15 protein-coding genes, 1 tRNA gene and 1 pseudogene (1 of these 17 only partly in view) are annotated in these 16,648 nt (G+C 36.2%); 3 read left to right on the top strand and 14 right to left on the bottom strand.

The annotated features are described in order from the left end of the window. Nucleotides 1-8 precede the first annotated feature (8 nt). On the top strand, nucleotides 9-335 hold the full coding sequence (locus tag CIT01_03070) for a hypothetical protein (protein ID AXV37250.1): 327 nt from the start codon (nucleotides 9-11) through the stop codon (nucleotides 333-335). Between the two features lie 104 nt (nucleotides 336-439). Here the strand turns inward: CIT01_03070 and CIT01_03065 are convergent. Further along, nucleotides 440-917, bottom strand: a pseudogene (locus CIT01_03065) (hypothetical protein). Between the two features lie 192 nt (nucleotides 918-1,109). Continuing rightward, nucleotides 1,110-1,304, bottom strand: a complete 195-nt coding sequence (locus CIT01_03060; protein ID AXV37249.1) for a hypothetical protein — start codon at nucleotides 1,302-1,304, stop codon at nucleotides 1,110-1,112. A 79-nt stretch (nucleotides 1,305-1,383) separates the two neighbouring features. Between CIT01_03060 and CIT01_03055 the strand changes: the two genes are divergently transcribed. Together CIT01_03055 and CIT01_03050 are read left to right on the top strand one after the other, a co-directional pair. Then, on the top strand, nucleotides 1,384-3,144 hold the full coding sequence (locus tag CIT01_03055; protein AXV37248.1) for a hypothetical protein: 1,761 nt from the start codon (nucleotides 1,384-1,386) through the stop codon (nucleotides 3,142-3,144). Beyond that, nucleotides 3,141-3,443 carry a hypothetical protein gene (locus CIT01_03050; GenBank protein ID AXV37247.1) on the top strand — a complete coding sequence of 101 codons (303 nt, stop codon included), beginning with the start codon at nucleotides 3,141-3,143 and terminating at the stop codon, nucleotides 3,441-3,443. Before CIT01_03055 ends, CIT01_03050 begins: the two co-directional genes overlap by 4 nt. Before the next feature lie 301 nt (nucleotides 3,444-3,744). Here CIT01_03050 and CIT01_03045 read toward each other — a convergent pair. The 12 genes from CIT01_03045 to CIT01_02990 form a co-directional block, all read right to left on the bottom strand. Then, nucleotides 3,745-3,829, bottom strand: a tRNA-Ser gene (locus CIT01_03045). Between the two features lie 45 nt (nucleotides 3,830-3,874). Further along, nucleotides 3,875-4,183 (bottom strand): 30S ribosomal protein S10, encoded by a 309-nt coding sequence (locus CIT01_03040; GenBank protein AXV37246.1) that lies wholly within the window; start codon nucleotides 4,181-4,183, stop codon nucleotides 3,875-3,877. 50 nt (nucleotides 4,184-4,233) lie between these two features. Further along, nucleotides 4,234-5,475, bottom strand: a complete 1,242-nt coding sequence (gene tuf, locus CIT01_03035; GenBank protein ID AXV37245.1) for a translation elongation factor EF-1 subunit alpha — start codon at nucleotides 5,473-5,475, stop codon at nucleotides 4,234-4,236. Between the two features lie 167 nt (nucleotides 5,476-5,642). Next, nucleotides 5,643-7,835, bottom strand: coding sequence for an elongation factor EF-2 (locus CIT01_03030; GenBank protein ID AXV38706.1), 2,193 nt, complete (start codon nucleotides 7,833-7,835; stop codon nucleotides 5,643-5,645). 35 nt (nucleotides 7,836-7,870) lie between these two features. Further along, on the bottom strand, nucleotides 7,871-8,431 hold the full coding sequence (locus CIT01_03025) for a 30S ribosomal protein S7 (protein AXV37244.1): 561 nt from the start codon (nucleotides 8,429-8,431) through the stop codon (nucleotides 7,871-7,873). A gap of 5 nt (nucleotides 8,432-8,436) precedes the next feature. Further along, a complete protein-coding gene (locus CIT01_03020) occupies nucleotides 8,437-8,862 on the bottom strand; it encodes a 30S ribosomal protein S12 (GenBank protein ID AXV37243.1) in 426 nt (141 codons plus the stop codon). 77 nt (nucleotides 8,863-8,939) lie between these two features. Further along, on the bottom strand, nucleotides 8,940-9,371 hold the full coding sequence (locus CIT01_03015; GenBank protein ID AXV37242.1) for a transcription elongation factor NusA: 432 nt from the start codon (nucleotides 9,369-9,371) through the stop codon (nucleotides 8,940-8,942). Nucleotides 9,372-9,376: 5 nt separating this feature from the next. Then, complete coding sequence (locus CIT01_03010) at nucleotides 9,377-9,673, bottom strand: 50S ribosomal protein L30e (protein AXV37241.1); 297 nt, start codon at nucleotides 9,671-9,673, stop codon at nucleotides 9,377-9,379. 10 nt (nucleotides 9,674-9,683) lie between these two features. Continuing rightward, on the bottom strand, nucleotides 9,684-10,886 hold the full coding sequence (gene rpoA2 / locus CIT01_03005; GenBank protein ID AXV37240.1) for a DNA-directed RNA polymerase subunit A'': 1,203 nt from the start codon (nucleotides 10,884-10,886) through the stop codon (nucleotides 9,684-9,686). Nucleotides 10,887-10,898: 12 nt separating this feature from the next. Beyond that, on the bottom strand, nucleotides 10,899-13,508 hold the full coding sequence (gene rpoA1, locus CIT01_03000) for a DNA-directed RNA polymerase subunit A' (protein AXV37239.1): 2,610 nt from the start codon (nucleotides 13,506-13,508) through the stop codon (nucleotides 10,899-10,901). A 45-nt stretch (nucleotides 13,509-13,553) separates the two neighbouring features. Then, complete coding sequence (rpoB, locus tag CIT01_02995; protein ID AXV37238.1) at nucleotides 13,554-15,365, bottom strand: DNA-directed RNA polymerase subunit B; 1,812 nt, start codon at nucleotides 15,363-15,365, stop codon at nucleotides 13,554-13,556. Nucleotides 15,366-15,381: 16 nt separating this feature from the next. Then, nucleotides 15,382-16,648, bottom strand: partial view of a DNA-directed RNA polymerase subunit B'' gene (locus CIT01_02990; GenBank protein AXV37237.1) — the 3' portion only. 281 nt of this gene lie beyond the right edge of the window; 1,267 of the gene's 1,548 nt are visible here — the last part of the coding sequence; its start codon lies beyond the right edge, outside the window; it ends in the stop codon at nucleotides 15,382-15,384.

The raw sequence follows: 16,648 nt of genomic DNA, 5'->3' as shown, positions 1-16,648 counted from the left end.
TAAATAAAATGAAGTGGTTACTATTATTAATTGGTGTTCTCGCTGAACTACTGGGCTCAACATGTATGAAACTATCTGATGGATTTACAAATTTATATCCATCAATATTCACATTTGTTTTTTGGATAATTGGATTAACTGTATTTATATTTGCTTTAAAAAAATTTGATATAAGTTTTGCCTATGCAATATGGGCAGGGCTTGGTATTTTTGGGATATCGATTATTGGAATAATATTTTTTAAGGAACCTTACAATCTTTCAAAAATTATTTTTTTATTAATAATAGTGTTGGGCGTAATTGGATTAAATATAAATGAAATATTTATACAATGATAACATAAACGAATTAAATATTTTCAATGCAGGGAATGCAGTTCAGACAGTATAGACTACAATGGCAGTGTATTTGATTATCTCTTACACAAAATTGTGTCTAATTATTGGTCTTTTTTTAATGAGTCCCTTTTGGCTGAGGCCAATTCTATCTCTTTTTTAACCAGGTTTATTAATCCTTCGATTTCGGCCATATTTGTTTTTTCTCCACTTACGGATGGATCTTCATATTCCAGTTCTCCTTTAGGCGAAAAATCATCTTCTGAGACCAATAAACCAAATGAACGGCCTATTTCTGGTTCAATGACTTCATCTAATGGATTATCTAATCTTTCTTTCACATCAATGTTTAAAGTAGCTTTTAGATTTTCCTGGGATATTTCCGGGCCAAAACCAATGACTATTATCTCCCGGGGGTCGAATGCATTTATTACTGTATAAAGACGTCCCAGTGGTGGTTCAAAATCGGTTGGGAAAATTTGAATCTATTCCAAAGCCTGTTGTGTGGTACCATGCTTTTCGGAAGTCTTCATAGGTTTTTCCTTCTTTCAATCTTCTAATAATTATGGATACCATCATCATGGAATCTTACCTCCTTAATAAGTTTATATTACTTACTAGATATATGATATTAGTTGTAAACAAGCAGATTTTTTTATAAAATATGTATAAAATCTTAGGGAATAACTTCTTTTGTAAATGTCTTTGAGATGTAAACTAATATAAAATGGAATTTGCTACAGTTGAAATAGAATTGGCAGGAATTGTAAATATTTAAGTATTCTCACATAAAAACAGTCTTTTATAATCTTTTAATAACTTTTTTCGTTTATTATTTTTAAACCCAGTTTTTTTTATAATGAATTTGATCATAATAAACCCTTTGCACTTATTATACATAGTTCCAATAAAACTTTGTGATATATGAATATTTACGTCATAAATCTTTTTGTATAAAAATATTATCATTTATAATCCTAAACTATATATTGATATCCATTAAATATTTACTAGTTTATTAAAATAATTAATTTTTAGGGATGTCCAAATGATAGAATGGATTCATGTAAAAAATTTTCGTTCTCTAAAGAATTTCAAAATGAATTTTGAAGAGGATATAACAATTATAGTAGGTGAAAATGATTGTGGTAAAACTTCCATACTTGAGTCATTGAAAATTATTTTTAATAAACAAAAATTTGAAGAAGATGATATTTCTTATGGCGAAAAGGAAGCAGTCATTGAAGTAAAAATTAAAGACAGATCTTACATTAAACAGGTAAAATATGAAGAAAATGGTTTACTTTTAGAAAATAATTGCGTTAAACTTTCTAAAGAAACTATAAATAACATAAAAGAAGAGTTAGATTCTAATACTTTTAAAGAGCTAAATGAAGAGGATCAAAGAAGAAGATTGTATGAATTAATGGATCATTTGGGGATTAATAAAGGCAATATGCGAAGAATTGATAGTCTAACAAATAAAATAAATGAAAAAATAACAGAATTAGAATCGAACAGCTATACATCTTCTATATCCAGAATTCCTAATGATTATAATTTGTTTTTTTTAGATGGTAAACATTTTCAGAATTTAGATGATCATATAGATGAACTTTATTTTAATCAAATAAGACAAGATATTTGGAAAAGAGATGTTAATGGAGAAACAGTTGAGGAGATTATAAATAAACATTTATATAATTCAACATCTGATTTAGAAAGACAAATTGTAGATCAAGGATCAATTGAAAAATTGAAAACATATTTGCCAAATATTACAGAAATCAAAATCATTCCACAACTAACTCAAAAGCTGAATATAGGTGTTAAAGTACAGTTATTGGAAGGAACTGAAATAATACCCATTGAAAAAAAGGGAGATGGAACAAAAAGAAGAATTACAATGGCTTTATTAGAAATCAGAAAAGAAATTGACGAGGAACAATTACATTCATACATTTTTGATGAACCAGATACTCATTTACATGTTAAAGCCCAATTAGATTTATTAAATATATTATGGGGTTTTGTTAGAAAGAAAAAACAGGTGATTGTCACTTCACACTCTCCATTTATTTTAAATTCATTTTCACCAAAGAATATCCGCCTTTTAACTCTTAATGATTATCAGACGGAGCTTAATGCTGTTGATACAGATGAAGATATTATATCAACATTAAAATCTTTAGGAATTAACAACACTAATTTATTTTTTTCTAAGAAAATACTAATAGTTGAAGGTCACACTGAAGAAAAATTTATTCCAATGGTTTTTGAAAAGATTTATGGATTCAAATTACAAAATATTTTAGTAAAAATCATCCGAGGAAACGGTATTGATGATGCTTCCAAATTAGCAAGAGTTTTTAGGGATTTTGAGTTTTTTGAAGAGAGTTATATTTACCTTCTTTTAGATAATGATGGAAATAGAAAATTAAAAGAGTTCAACAGAAACTTGAATATTCCTAAAGAAAATAAACGTGAATTAGGATATAAAGAATTTGAAGATACTTTTGATCCTTTAATTATTTATATAGCATGGAAAAAACATGTAAAATTGAATGAAGATGCAGAGGTGTATAAAAAATTTGAGAAAAAATGGTTTTATGAGTCCATTAAACTAATTAGAAAAGCTTGCATTGAAAATGATCTAAAATTCAGCACAAAATTAGCTGAGTATAGTTCAGATGTATGTTGTGTGCGTATGGATAAAGTTGATTTAGGCATTGCATTAGCAAATATAGTTGAAAAGGATGATTTAAACCCTAAAATCGTATATATTCTTGAAAAATTAGTGGAGAGTTGAAGTATATGAATAAAAAAATTTGTTTTGCAATTAGAAATAAAAATAGACTTAAAATAGATTATAAAGGCACTAAACGGATTATTGAGCCTCACGCATACGGTTTAGATAGAAATAATAATGAAAAATTAAGAGCATTTCAAGTTTCTGGCTTTAGTGAATCTGGTCATTCTAACGGTTGGAAATTATTTAATTGTGAAAATATTAATAACATTATTGAATTATCGGAATCTTTTGAGGTAAGGCCAAAATATAGTTATAGTGGGGATTCTCAGATACCTAATATAATATGTATGATTTAGTTTTCAATTTTTAAAATACAGATATTTATTTGATAGTGTGATACTAATGGCTTCTAAATATTTTCTAAATAATCGATGCTAATGAAAGAAATCAGATTTAGTACAAATTATTTTCAATGAGAACACTTAGAAAGCTTTGGGTTAATATGGAAAAAATGGTGAATTTTATAGAGGATAGTTAATTATCGAAATTTTTACTTATAAAAAAAAAGTTTAAATTCAAAAAAAAATCTTTAATCATTTTAATATGAAATATATTTTTTGTAATTTAATCAAATTTTTATATTGGTTTAAAATTTAACGCCGGGACTGGGATTTGAACCCAGGCGGAGGACTCCTCCACGGGATTTCAAGTCCCGCGCCTTACCAAACTAGACTATCCCGGCTGGTTGAATATATAATAAAAAATAAGTAGTCAGCTAATACGAGTATTAGCTTTTTAATTCTATTTCAATGCTCACATTATCAGGAACATTGACCTTCATGACCTGTCTCATGGCCCTTTCATCTGCTTCAATACCCACTAATCTTTTGTGGATTCTTAGCTCCCATTTTTCCCAGGTAGCTTTTCCTTCTCCATCTGGAGATTTCCGGGTTGGTACTACTAGTTTCTTGGTTGGCAGTGGAATTGGACCTGATAAGTCTACACCAGTACGTTCAGCTATTTTCTGCAGCTGGTCACATACATAGGCGAGTTTCTCTGGGTCAGTGCCTGTAAGTTTTATTCTTGCTTTGTGCATTTTAATCCTCCAATAAAAATAAAAGGAAGGGGGAAAATATTTTTATTTTCCTATTTTGCTGGTACCAGATCGATACACATTCCAGCAGCCACGGTTTGGCCCATGTCCCTTATAGCGAATCTTCCCATATGAGGGATTTCTTTAACATTTTCAATAACCATTGGCTTGGTAGGTTTGACCTTTACAAACGCAGCGTCCCCGGTTTTGAGGAAGTCTGGGTTTTCTTCTTTAACCTGACCAGTGGCTGGGTCTAACTTTTTCTGCAGTTCTAGGAAAGTACATGCAACCTGAGCAGTGTGACAGTGGAATACAGGCGTGTAACCTACGGTGATAACACCAGGGTGCTGCAATACCACAATTTGTGCTGTGAATTCTTTAGCAACGGTTGGTGCGTTGTCGGTGTGCCCTGCAACGTCTCCTCTTCTGATGTCGTTTTTACCTACACCTCTTACATTGAATCCTACGTTGTCACCAGGTTCTGCTTTTTCTAGCATTTCGTGGTGCATCTCGATGGATTTAACTTCTCCAGCTTTTCCAGCTGGTTCGAATATGACGTTGTCACCTTTGTTCATTACACCAGTTTCTACTCTTCCTACTGGTACGGTACCTACACCAGTGATGGAGTAAACATCCTGGATGGGTACTCTTAGTGGTAGGTCAGTTGGTTTTTCTGGTGCTGCAAATTGGTCTAAAGCTTCTACGAGAGAAGGTCCTTTGTACCATGGTGTGTTTTCACTTGGTTTGGTGATGTTGTCACCTTCGAATGCAGATAGTGGTATGAATTCGATGTCTGATGGTTTGTATGCTACTGTTTTTATGAGTTCAGATACTTCGTCTTTAAGTGCGTTGAATTTTGCTTCGTCGTATTTTGCAAGGTCCATCTTGTTTATTGCAATGATTAACTGGTTGATACCCAGGGTTCTTGCAAGGAAAGCATGTTCCTTGGTTTGTGGCATTACACCATCGTCTATTGCAACTACCAGTACTGCTGCATCTGCTTGTGATGCACCGGTAATCATGTTTTTAACGAAATCTCTGTGGCCTGGACAGTCCACAATAGTGAATTCGTATTTAGGAGTGTCGAATCTTGCGTGTGCAAGGTCGATAGTTACCCCTCTTTCTCTTTCTTCTGTCAATTTATCCATGACAAATCTAAACTTGTCTTCTCCGTCTGAAAGTTGTTGTTCAGCGATTGCTCCAGATTGTAAGAGCAAGTGTCCAACAAGTGTGGATTTACCGTGGTCTACGTGTCCAATAAACGCTAAATTCATATGTTCTTTTTGTTTTGCCATTAAATATACCTCCATTTAGTGTTTAGCATTTTTTTTTGATTTATTAGTCTAAATCTATAATTGACTAGTTTTTAGTCTAACTTCTTTTAGTATTTGACTTGATTATTTAAATATCTATTTATAAGATAGACGGGTTTTGATCATATCTATTTGATTAGATTATGGGATTATCCTATGTAGTGATCTGGCCCGTATGGTTCAGGACTTAATCCTTTTCTGTCACGAATTTCTCGTATTATCTTTTTCTGGAGTTCTCCAGGAAGTCTTTCAAAGCCTGCGTTTTCAGTAGACCATAAACATCTACCTTCAGCAGCAGATCTTATGTCTCCTGCAAATCCAAACATTTCAGCAACAGGTACTTTTGATTCCACTGTAACCATGTCTGCTTCTTGTTCCATGTTTGCTATTTGGCCTCTCCTGTTTTGTATCTCTCTGGTTGCTGCACCCATATAATCTTGCGGTGTGTTTATAAATACTTTTTGTATTGGCTCCAGTAAAGTTGGGTTGGCCATCATGATAGCACCATATAATGCTTTCCTGATTGCTGGTAAAACTTGCGCAGGACCTCTGTGAACAGCGTCTTCGTGAATCTTGGCATCCATTAATTTTATTTTAACGCCCATAACCTTTTCCCGCGCAATTGGACCGTCATCCATCGCACTTTCAAATCCTTCCATCAGAAGTTCCTTTATTTCATCCAGGTACTGGATACCACGGGTCATATTCAAGAATAGACATCGGCGGTAAACATCCCATACTCTACGGGCTTCATCCTTCTCCAGACCGTATTCGATGAAGGTGTTTGCCAGTTCTTTTCCTTTAACTCGGCCTTCTTTAATGTCTCCGTTTTGTATAGCCTGGAATACTTTATCTTCTAGTGGTTCGATTTCTATGTAGAAACGGTTGTGTTTGTTAGGAGATTTTCCTTCCACTGGACCGGCGGTTCCGGCTATGGTCTCCCGGTATACTACGATTGGTGCTGATGTTTCTATTTCTACACCTTTCTCATTAATTCTGTATGCGATAATCTCTAAGTGGAGTTCACCCATACCAGATATTAAGTGTTCACCAGTTTCTTCGTTTATTTCTACTCTTACGGTCGGGTCTTCTTTACCGACCTGTCTTAAAACTTCTATGAGTTTTGGAAGATCTTTGGTATTTTTAGCCTCAACTGCAACAGTAACCACTGGTTCTGATATGTGTTCTAATCCTTCAAATGCCTCTATTTTATTCCCGTAATTGGTAATGGTTTCACCGGCAACGGCATTTTTAGCACCAGTTATAGCTACAATGTTTCCAGCAGGAACTTTGTCAGTATTTACCCGTTCGGGACCCATATATACTCCGACTTGCTGTGCTCGAGCTTTTCCCATGGAGCCTACGAAGAATATTTCACTACCTTTTTCTATGGTTCCACCGTAAACACGTCCAGTTGCTATTTCTCCAGCGTGTTTGTCTATACTTACATCAGTAACCATTACTGCTAAGGGTCCATCTGGGCTGGTGTTTATCATGGTTTGACCTTCTTCACTTTCAATGTCTCCTGCCCATATGTTGGGTACCCTGTATTTTTGGGCAATATCTGGACTTGGAAGATGTTCTACAACCATTCCCAGTAAAACTTCGTGTAATGGAACTTTTTCAGCTAATTCTTTTTGATTTTCTTCTTTACAATAATCATAAATGTCTGTGAAGGTTATTCCTGATTTCTGCATGATAGGAACGTTTATAGCCCAGTTGTGATAGGCTGAACCAAAGGCCACACTACCATCTTCAACTTTAGATAACCAGTCCTCTTTGAACTCTTCTGGCGCCATTGATTTGATTAACTTGTTTGCACTGGCTATAATCTTAATGAACCTTTGTTGTAGTTCATTTGCATCCAGTTTAAGTTCATTTATAAGACGATCTACTTTGTTTATAAATAATACTGGTTTAACGTTCTCTTTTAGAGCCTGTCTTAGTACAGTTTCTGTTTGGGGCATGATCCCTTCTACAGCACATACAACTACCACTGCACCGTCTACGGCTCTCATGGCACGGGTTACGTCTCCACCAAAATCAACGTGTCCGGGTGTATCTATTAAATTTATGAGGTATTCATGATCCTTGTATTGGTGGACCATGGATACGTTTGCAGCATCAATAGTTATACCTCTTGCTTGTTCTTGTTCGTCAAAGTCAAGGTATAACTGGTCTCCTGCAAGTTCCGATGATATCATACCTGCACCTGCAAGTAGGTTATCAGAAAGGGTTGTTTTTCCGTGATCTATATGTGCTACTATCCCAATGTTCCGTATGTGTTTGGGATCGTACATCAATTCTTTAATCTTATTAATCATTTTATTTCGTCTACTCACCATAATCACCTAATAATACTTAAATCCCTATAATATTAGTGGGCAGATCTTGCAATTCTCTCTTTTTCTTCTTTTTTCTGAATAGCAAAGCTTCTAGTATCAGATTCTGATGCTAATAATAATTCATCAGCCAACGCTTCCTCTACAGATCTTTTACTTTTAAATGATGACTGCATGGAACCTCGGGTAATGAAACCTAAAGCCAGGTCCACTCTTCGCTGAGGCGCAATGTCCACTGCTACCTGGTATCCTATACCACCGTATTTGATACGGGTGGTCTCTTCTCGGGGAGCAGTATTCTCCACGGCTTTTACCAGTATCTGAACTGGATTTTGTTTTGAGCGTTTGTTAATGATTTCAAAGGCTCCTTTTACCATATTGTATGCTTTGTTCTTCTTTCCGGAGTTTCGCTGGGTTTTCATAACCTTATTCATCAGTCTTTCCACGATTGAAACTCTGGATTTGGCAAACTGTCTTTTAACATGTCTTCCTAAGGTGTGTGGAACTAATATTTCGTCTAAGCAAATATAATTTACCAGGCCCAAGTCCTCTACTTTCACCTCTTCTAAATCCCATTTATCAAATACCTGAGTCATAAAAATTACCTCACTGGTTTTTCTATTTTGCCCTTAACCATTTCTTCTAAGGCTACATTGTTAACTTTGGTTACCTTCCATCTTACTCCTGGAATATCACCCATGGACCTACCAGAAGGTCCACCTATACCTTCAATCATAACCTCGTCGTGCTCATCTATAAATCCTATAGCCCCGTCTCCAGGGGCAAAGGCAGTTAATTGTTTCCCATTTTTTATGAGCTGAACCCTTACACACTTTCTTATAGCTGAGTTAGGCTGTTTTGCTTCTATACCTACTTTTTCTATTACAATTCCTCTAGCTTGAGGTGCGCCTTCTAATGGATCAGCTTTAACATCTAATCTTAATAATTTCCTTTTATATTGTGTATCTTTCCATCTAAAATTTTGTCTGTTCTTTTTAAGCTTTTTAGCTGCGAATAATCCTGGCAATGAAACTCCTCCTCATTAAAATCGTGATTATCTTTAACAATAGTATTGTGAATATCTACTTTATTTCATAAATATAATTACTTTATCACAATGTTGTTTATGTTATGCTGCCTTTTGGCCAAAACTCTTGCTCTTTCAATGTTTTGTCCACCTTTTCCAATGGCAGTTCTTTTATTTCTAGCATCTGTTTCAACAGTTGCGATTTTTTCCCCATTTTCTTTTTGAAGTATTCGGATACTCCTGACTTTTGCAGGGGCCATTAAATTGCTAATAAATTCCACTGGATCTTCAGAATGTTCTATGACTTCAACGCCCTTATCAACGGTTTTCTGGACTTTAGTAACAGTACTTCCTCTTTTACCTATTGCCAGTCCCATATCGCCATTTTTTACAAGGAACGTTAATTTTCCATTTGAATCATCTATTATACAGTCTTTTACCATAGCTCCAGTCATACTTTCAAAGAGAGCTATGTATCTTATTTCATTGGTTGAAAATTTTATAGTCACAGAAATTACCCCATTACTTCTAATATGTTTGAGTCACCAGGATCTTTTATAATAAGGGTGGCCACCGAGAATGGTTTACCACATACTGATCCTAGTTCTACACTTGTACCCTCATATTTATAAACAGAAATATCTGATAAATTAGAATAATAAATTACATCTTCTTTAATATCTTCAGGGCTGTTTTCAGCGATTATCACCAGTTTTCCTTTACCTAGTTTTAATTCCTGAATTGATTTATCTGATCCTAATGTGACATTTCCTGTATCAACAGCAACTCTTATTCCTCTATCTACGTCCATCTACTGCCTCCTATTTTTTTTGTTTCATGACGACACCAACTGAACCTGTTCCCAGTGGTATTGGTTGTCCTATTATAATATTCTCAATTATTCCAGTAAGATGATCAATTTCACCACGAATACTGGCCCTTAAAAGGTGTTTTCCAGTTTCTTCAAAAGAAGCTCTAGCAAGAACACTTGCCTTCTCACCACTTATACCATGCCGGCCAATGGATTTAACTTTACCATCTGCAGTCATCATGTCTGCTACTAGCATTATGTGTCTAACATCTACAGTAAGTCCTTGTTCTTCCATGGTACGTTGTGCTTCGTGTATTATTGCATTTCGCCCTGCTTCTATCCCTAAAACCTTTTCTATTTCATGAATATCATTGGTAGTGGTTCTGACCTTATCTATACCTTCCATCTTAAGAACAGTTCCAAGATTTGAACCTTCGGTGTGTATAACCCATTCTTCTTCTTCTTTTCTTATAACGACTTTTCCGATGTTTTTAACACCGCTTATCTGTAAATCACGAATTTTATCAGCTAAAAGTCGTAATTCTCTTATGTTAGAAGTTGTAGGTTCAAAACTTAGTATGTTGTTATCTATGTGTACTCTTTTAAAAGCTTTTTCAATTCTGGCTATAATGTCATCATAATCTAATCTCTTGTCATTGATCTTTTCAACATTTAATTCTACGATAACATTCATTTCAGCGTAATTTATGTTGAAATCTTTTATGACATCATTCATGGTACTTTTACCAATTTTATTAGCCATTTTCCTTACAAACTCCTCATCAGATCGGAATTCTTCTTCGAAGAATATGGCCATAGTGGGAGTTGATATCTTTTTACGAGCATCAACAATCTCTATTAATCTGGGAAGACCCAGTGTAACGTTAAGTTCAGCTACCCCTGCATAGTGAAATGTTCTCATAGTCATCTGAGTACCAGGTTCTCCTACGGATTGGGCGGCCACAGTTCCCACAGCCTCACCATCTTCAACTTTGGCACGTTCGTATGCCTTTTTAATCTGGCCTACTAACTCATTTAACTCTTTATCAGTTAATTCATGTTTCTGGGCCGCTTCAGTTATATCCTGTATGAAACTTTCTGGGAAGTCAGCCTTCTTTTTCTTTATAATCTTTACAACCTTTTTTTCCAACTCTTGCACAAAATCACCTAAAAACCCGGTTATGAAATACGTGCCATCACATGTAACTGGCATGAATAAGGATTATTATTTACCTGATTTAATTCTCATTCCCTCAATTAACTTGTCTATATCTACTACTTTACCATAATCACTTTTTGCAGGATCTACTTTGTCTTCACCATACATAGTCTGGATTACTACTCCTCTATTATCCATCACAGTTCCATCCGGTTTAACATTCAAGTCTTGCAATGCATTGACCAGTCTGCGCTGCATGTAACCACTCTGGGCAGTCCGGATAGCAGTATCTACCAGACCTTCTCTTCCTCCCATAGCGTGGAAAAAGAATTCTAAGGGATCGAGACCTTTTTTATAACTTGAGTGAACGAAACCTCCTTCTCTGGCACCTAACTCTCCTTTTTTAAAGTGTGGAAGAGTTCTTTCAGAATATCCTCTTTTTATACGACCACCACGAACAGATTGTTGACCTACACAAGCAGTAATCTGGGTAAGGTTCAACATGGAACCTCTAGCACCTGTTAGTGCCATTATAACTGCATGATTGTCCATTCCAAAGTAACTTTCTGCTATTTCCCCTGATTTATCCCGGGCTTCACCTAAAACCTGCATGATCTTCATTTCCAGAGTTTCTTCCAGACTTCGTCCAGGCAGTGGTTCCAGTTCTTCGTTTTTATAAGCTTCAATTAACTGTTCAACCCGATTTTCTGCTTTGTCTAAGAGTTCTTCAATCCTTTCTTTGGCTTCTCGAGGTATTTCTTCGTCGTTGGTACTGGTAGTAAACCCTTTAATCATTATACCGGAAATGGCAAGTTTTGTAGAAGCATCCAAGAATTCACGTGCACGGTCTGTTCCATATTCTTTTACAATATGATCTAATATTTTACCAGAAAATGCACCATATGCTTTATCATCAATTGCTCCTGATTTCAGGTTACCATCTTCTATCACAACGTATGCATCATTTTCACATTCCTTTCTCAAACATTCGTCGCATTTTCGGCATATTTCTGCTTTGTAAACTAGATTAAGATCATTTGGTAATAATAGGCTGAATATCTGTTTTCCAGTCCATGGTTTACCGGTTTTCTTTGGTAGGGGGAGTTTTGATCTAAGTAACATCTGGAATACTTCATCCTCTCTAAATACAGAGTCTTCTTTAGTTAGGAGATATGCACCAGATATATGATCATGTATTCCTCCAATAATAGGACCACCAAATCTTGGAGATAAGATGTGTTCCTGAACCCTCATAAGTGATTTTGCCTCAGCACGGGATTCTTCAGTTTGGAAGACGTGCATGTTCATCTCGTCCCCATCAAAATCTGCATTGTAAGGAGGACATACACAAAGGTTAAGTCTGAATGTTTTATATGGTAAAACTCGTACTTCGTGGGCCATCATGGACATTCTGTGAAGTGAAGGTTGTCTGTTAAATAGAACAACATCTCCGTCTTTTAAATGTCTTTCCACTATGTATCCTGGTTCTAATTTTTCCATTACCATTTCTTTGGTTTCGTCGTAGATTCTGATCTTTCGATCATCTGGTCTGATAACATAGTTGGCTCCAGGGTGAATATCCGGGCCGTTGTTGATGTATTCTTTTAACTCTTCAACATTCCAATCAGTTACATATACTGGAACAGTAACTTCTTTTGCTATTAATTCAGGAACTCCTACTTCATTTATACTGATATTTGGATCAGGAGATATAACAGTCCTTGCTGAAAAGTTAACTCTTTTACCGGACAAATTACTTCTAAATCTTCCTTCTTTACCTTTTAACCGCTGAGCAAGTGTTTTTAATGGTCTTCCTGACCTGTGTCGTGCAGGAGGTACTCCTGATGCTTCATTATCAAAGTAAGTGGTAACGTGGTACTGTAACAGTTCCCAAAGATCCTCTACAATGAGTTGAGGCGCTCCTGCTTCCATGTTTTCTTTTAGTCTCTGGTTAATCCTTAAAATATCTACCAGTTTGTGGGTTAAATCATCTTCAGATCTTTCACCAGTTTCCAGGGTTATGGAAGGTCGCACTGTTACCGGTGGAACTGGTAGAACAGTTAAAACCATCCATTCTGGTTTTGCAACTTCTGGATTTACTCCGAGGATAAGTGCATCTTCAGGAGGAATTACTTCCAGCCTTTCCCTTACTTCGCTAGGTGTTAGTTTGTAATTCCCTTCCACAATAGAGACTGGTTTATCTATTTTCACATCTTCTTGTTCTTCTTCACAATGAGGACATTTGTCTCTCCTGGCTTCTGCGTAAATCTCCTTTATAATTGGAGTTAAACTTTCCTCATTTTTGATCAGGTTTTCTATTTTCTCTTTATAATTGAATATTTCAGTTTCAGTTAAAAGTACTCTTCCACAGCTTTTGCAGGTGGATCTTAGTATTTTGTGAATGGTATCTGCGAAACCTACGTGAATAACTGGCCTTGCCAGGTTTATACTACCAAAGTGCCCTTGACACTCACCACCTTTAGATCCACAGCTTCTGCATTTAAGTCCCGGGTCAATTACTCCTAGGCGGGGATCCATGAGACCATTTTCTATAGGGTATCCATCCTCATCATAGGTGTCAGGTGTCATAATTTTGGTCACTGACATTTTCCTAATATTGTCTGGAGACATTAATCCAAAATTAATTTGGGAAATCTTTTTTAAAATTCCTCTCAAGAATATTCTCTCCTTTAATTTTCTCCATAATATATAATGTTTAGATTATGCTTTATCTTCTAAAACCAGTCTTGGGTATATACATAGGCTCTTAAGTTCGTCAAGTAATAATTTAAATGCGTAGGAAATTTCTACAGGGAATGAATCAGATTCTCCACATATTGGACAGTATTTCTTATCCCTGATTCGATCATACACAGCAATCATTCCACACTCACCACAAACAATAGCTTCGTACTTGTCTGATTCGTCTAATAATCTTTCTTTTAAGGCCAGAGCAGCACCATGTGCTATTAGACAGTCTCTTTCCATTTCTCCAAATCTAAGACCACCTTCTCTTGCTCTACCTTCAGTTGGTTGTCTGGTTAATACCTGGACCGGTCCTCTGGATCTGGCATAAACTTTGTCGGAGGTCATGTGGTGCAATTTCTGGTAGTAAGCTACTCCAATGAATATTTCTGCTTCTATTCTTTCACCGGTTATACCGTTATACAGTGATTCAACACCCGCTGTTTCAAATCCATTGGATTTTAACAGTTCTTTTATTTCTCCTTCATGGTCTCCACTGAAAGGTGTTCCATCCATTCGTTTTCCTTCTAAACAACCAGCTTTACCTGCTATCATCTCAAGAACCTGTCCTACAGACATCCTTGAAGGGATAGCGTGGGGGTTGACCACTAGATCTGGAACAACACCTTCTTCTGTAAAGGGCATGTTCTCTTGTGAAACTATTAAACCTACAACACCTTTTTGTCCGTGTCTTGAAGCAAATTTATCCCCAAATTCAGGTTGACGTTGGTCACGCACCCGTATTTTAGCAAGTTTACTTCCTTCCACGGTTTCAGTTAATAGTACTGCATCCACAATTCCTTTTTCTCCGTGTCGTACAGTTACTGAGGTTTCTCTTCTTCTTTCAGCCACAGTTCCAAATTCGTCTATTTCCTCTAAAAATCGGGGTGGAGATGTTTTACCAATCAGAACATCACCAGATTTTACTTCCGACTCGGGGTTTACTATTCCGTCTTCATCTAAATGCTTGTAAACTTCCTCGGATCTGTATCCTCTAACACCCTTTTCTGGCACTTCAAACCGGTCTTCCTGTCCACCAGGATATCTTCGCTCTGAAGCTTCGTATGATCTAAAAAATGATGATCGTGACAATCCTCTTTCAATAGATGCTTTATTGAGGATAAGAGCATCTTCCATGTTGTATCCTTCATAACTCATCACAGCCACTACAAAGTTTTGGCCAGAAGGTCGTTTATCATAAGCAGTTGCATCGATGATTCTAGTTTTGACTAAAGGTAGTTGGGGGTGATGTAAAAGGTGAGCTCGTGTATCTGTCCTTAAATTATAATTTGAAACATATAGACCCAGTGCCTGTTTAGTCATCCCTGCTTCCATGGTATTTCTTGGAGAGGAATTGTGATTGGCATAAGGAATAATACCGGCACATATCCCCAGCATGGTAGAGGGATCTATTTCTAGGTGGGTGTGTTCATCGTTTAATTGATCCGAAGACATGGCAATGTAAGCGTTTTCTTCTTCTTCAGCGTCTAAATATTCGATTATACCATCATTTAGAAGATCTTTCCATTCCATCTCGCCCTGCTTTAGTTTAGATAGAATTTCATCTTCTAACATTGATTGACCGTCGTTTACTATTATAAGAGGTCTTCTAGCCCTTCCGGGGTCGTTAAATATGTAAATTTCGTTGGTATCGTTATAATAAGTTATATTGGTTTCTTCTGAAATTTCGCCTGATCTTCGCTTTTTCCTAATCTCTTGGACAAATTCTTCAGGTTCTTCGCAGCTTCCTATAAGTTTACCATTAATGTAAATTTTAGCTTTTTCCACAAAATCTTCCTCCAGCTTAAGAATCTAAAATTCCCATCTTCTTAATCATATTTTCAATTTCTTCAGGATCTGAACCTTCTGATATTTTTGATAAAAGCGCCAGGTTTTTCACCAGACCACAGTTAGGACCCTCTGGTGTTTCGTTGGGACATATCTTTCCAAACTGTGTGGGGTGAAGATCTCTTGCCTCAAAGTGAGGTTGACTTCTACTTAGGGGAGATACTACTCTTCTTAAATGTGATAATGTTCCCATGTAACTGGTTCTATCCAACAGCTGGCTTACACCAGCTCTTCCACCAACCCAGTTTCCAGTGGCAATTGCATGTTTAATATTCTCAGTTAAAACATCAGACCTAACGGCCTGTTTAACTGATGGTTCTTTACCACGCGCTAAACTCCTTTCCAATTGGTAAGTCATGTCTCGAGTCAGGCTGGTAAATGCAACTCTGAATAAATCTTCCATTAAGTCTCCAGATACTCTGAGTCTTTTGTTAGTGTAATGATCTTTATCGTGTGGTTCTCTCATTTCAAAAATTACTTGAAGTAACATTTCAGTCATTTCCGCCAGATAAGTTGCTTTTTCTGCTCTATGTTCTGGTTCGACACCGATATGTGGCAGTAGATATCTGTCTATAACATCTTCTGCTCTTTTAATACGATATTCTTCAGTCATACCCTTAGCAACGCGGTTTCCTATGTATTTAATGGCACTGTTAATCAGGTATTCCCTCTTCTCTTCCATGGAAAATTCTTCCATTGCTTCTGTTTCAAGTTTGAGTGTAGGTTCTGAAACCTGTATATCGTCGGCCACAACCATCTGGAAGTTGAAATCATCTGAAATTTTAGTTATAATTTCCTCATCTGTTCCCAGTCCCAGTGCTCTAAGTAGAACAACTAGTGGTATTTCCCCTGGAACATATGGGAATGATATCCTAAGAAAAACTCCGCTTTTTCTAGGTTTCCGGTATTCTAATGAAATTCTGGCTCTAAAACCACTCTTTATAGAGGTTACTATGGCTCTGGCTCTTCTATCTTCTACCTCGCCAATTCTTTCTAATATTATCTTGTTTGGAGCTATTTCTTCCATAGTTACAATGGCTCTTTCTGAACCATTCACAATGAAATATCCTCCGGGGTCTTGAGGATCTTCTCCTTTTTCTATTAGTTCATCGTAATTTAGTCCATTAAGATGGCATATGTCTGATTTAAGCATTAAAGGTAGTTCGCCGATGTATACTTTTTCAAAGTCAGGTTCTTCTTCTCCTTTTTTTATCAAAGCCATC

This window comes from Methanobacterium sp. BRmetb2 (assembly GCA_003491285.1).
Classification (GTDB): Archaea; Methanobacteriota; Methanobacteria; order Methanobacteriales; family Methanobacteriaceae; genus UBA117.
Note: the sequence above shows the minus strand (reverse complement) of the source record. Positions and strands in the feature narration are given on the sequence as shown.

What these genes read in the sequence shown, in the direction of transcription:
- CIT01_03070 (AXV37250.1), top strand. Translation starts at nt 9, where the DNA reads ATGAAGTGGTTACTATTATTAATTGGTGTTCTCGCTGAACTACTGGGC.
- CIT01_03060 (AXV37249.1), bottom strand. Translation starts at nt 1,304, where the DNA reads ATGATAATATTTTTATACAAAAAGATTTATGACGTAAATATTCATATA.
- CIT01_03055 (AXV37248.1), top strand. Translation starts at nt 1,384, where the DNA reads ATGATAGAATGGATTCATGTAAAAAATTTTCGTTCTCTAAAGAATTTC.
- CIT01_03040 (AXV37246.1), bottom strand. Translation starts at nt 4,183, where the DNA reads ATGCACAAAGCAAGAATAAAACTTACAGGCACTGACCCAGAGAAACTC.
- tuf (AXV37245.1), bottom strand. Translation starts at nt 5,475, where the DNA reads ATGGCAAAACAAAAAGAACATATGAATTTAGCGTTTATTGGACACGTA.
- CIT01_03025 (AXV37244.1), bottom strand. Translation starts at nt 8,431, where the DNA reads ATGACTCAGGTATTTGATAAATGGGATTTAGAAGAGGTGAAAGTAGAG.
- CIT01_03010 (AXV37241.1), bottom strand. Translation starts at nt 9,673, where the DNA reads ATGGACGTAGATAGAGGAATAAGAGTTGCTGTTGATACAGGAAATGTC.
- rpoA2 (AXV37240.1), bottom strand. Translation starts at nt 10,886, where the DNA reads ATGCCAGTTACATGTGATGGCACGTATTTCATAACCGGGTTTTTAGGT.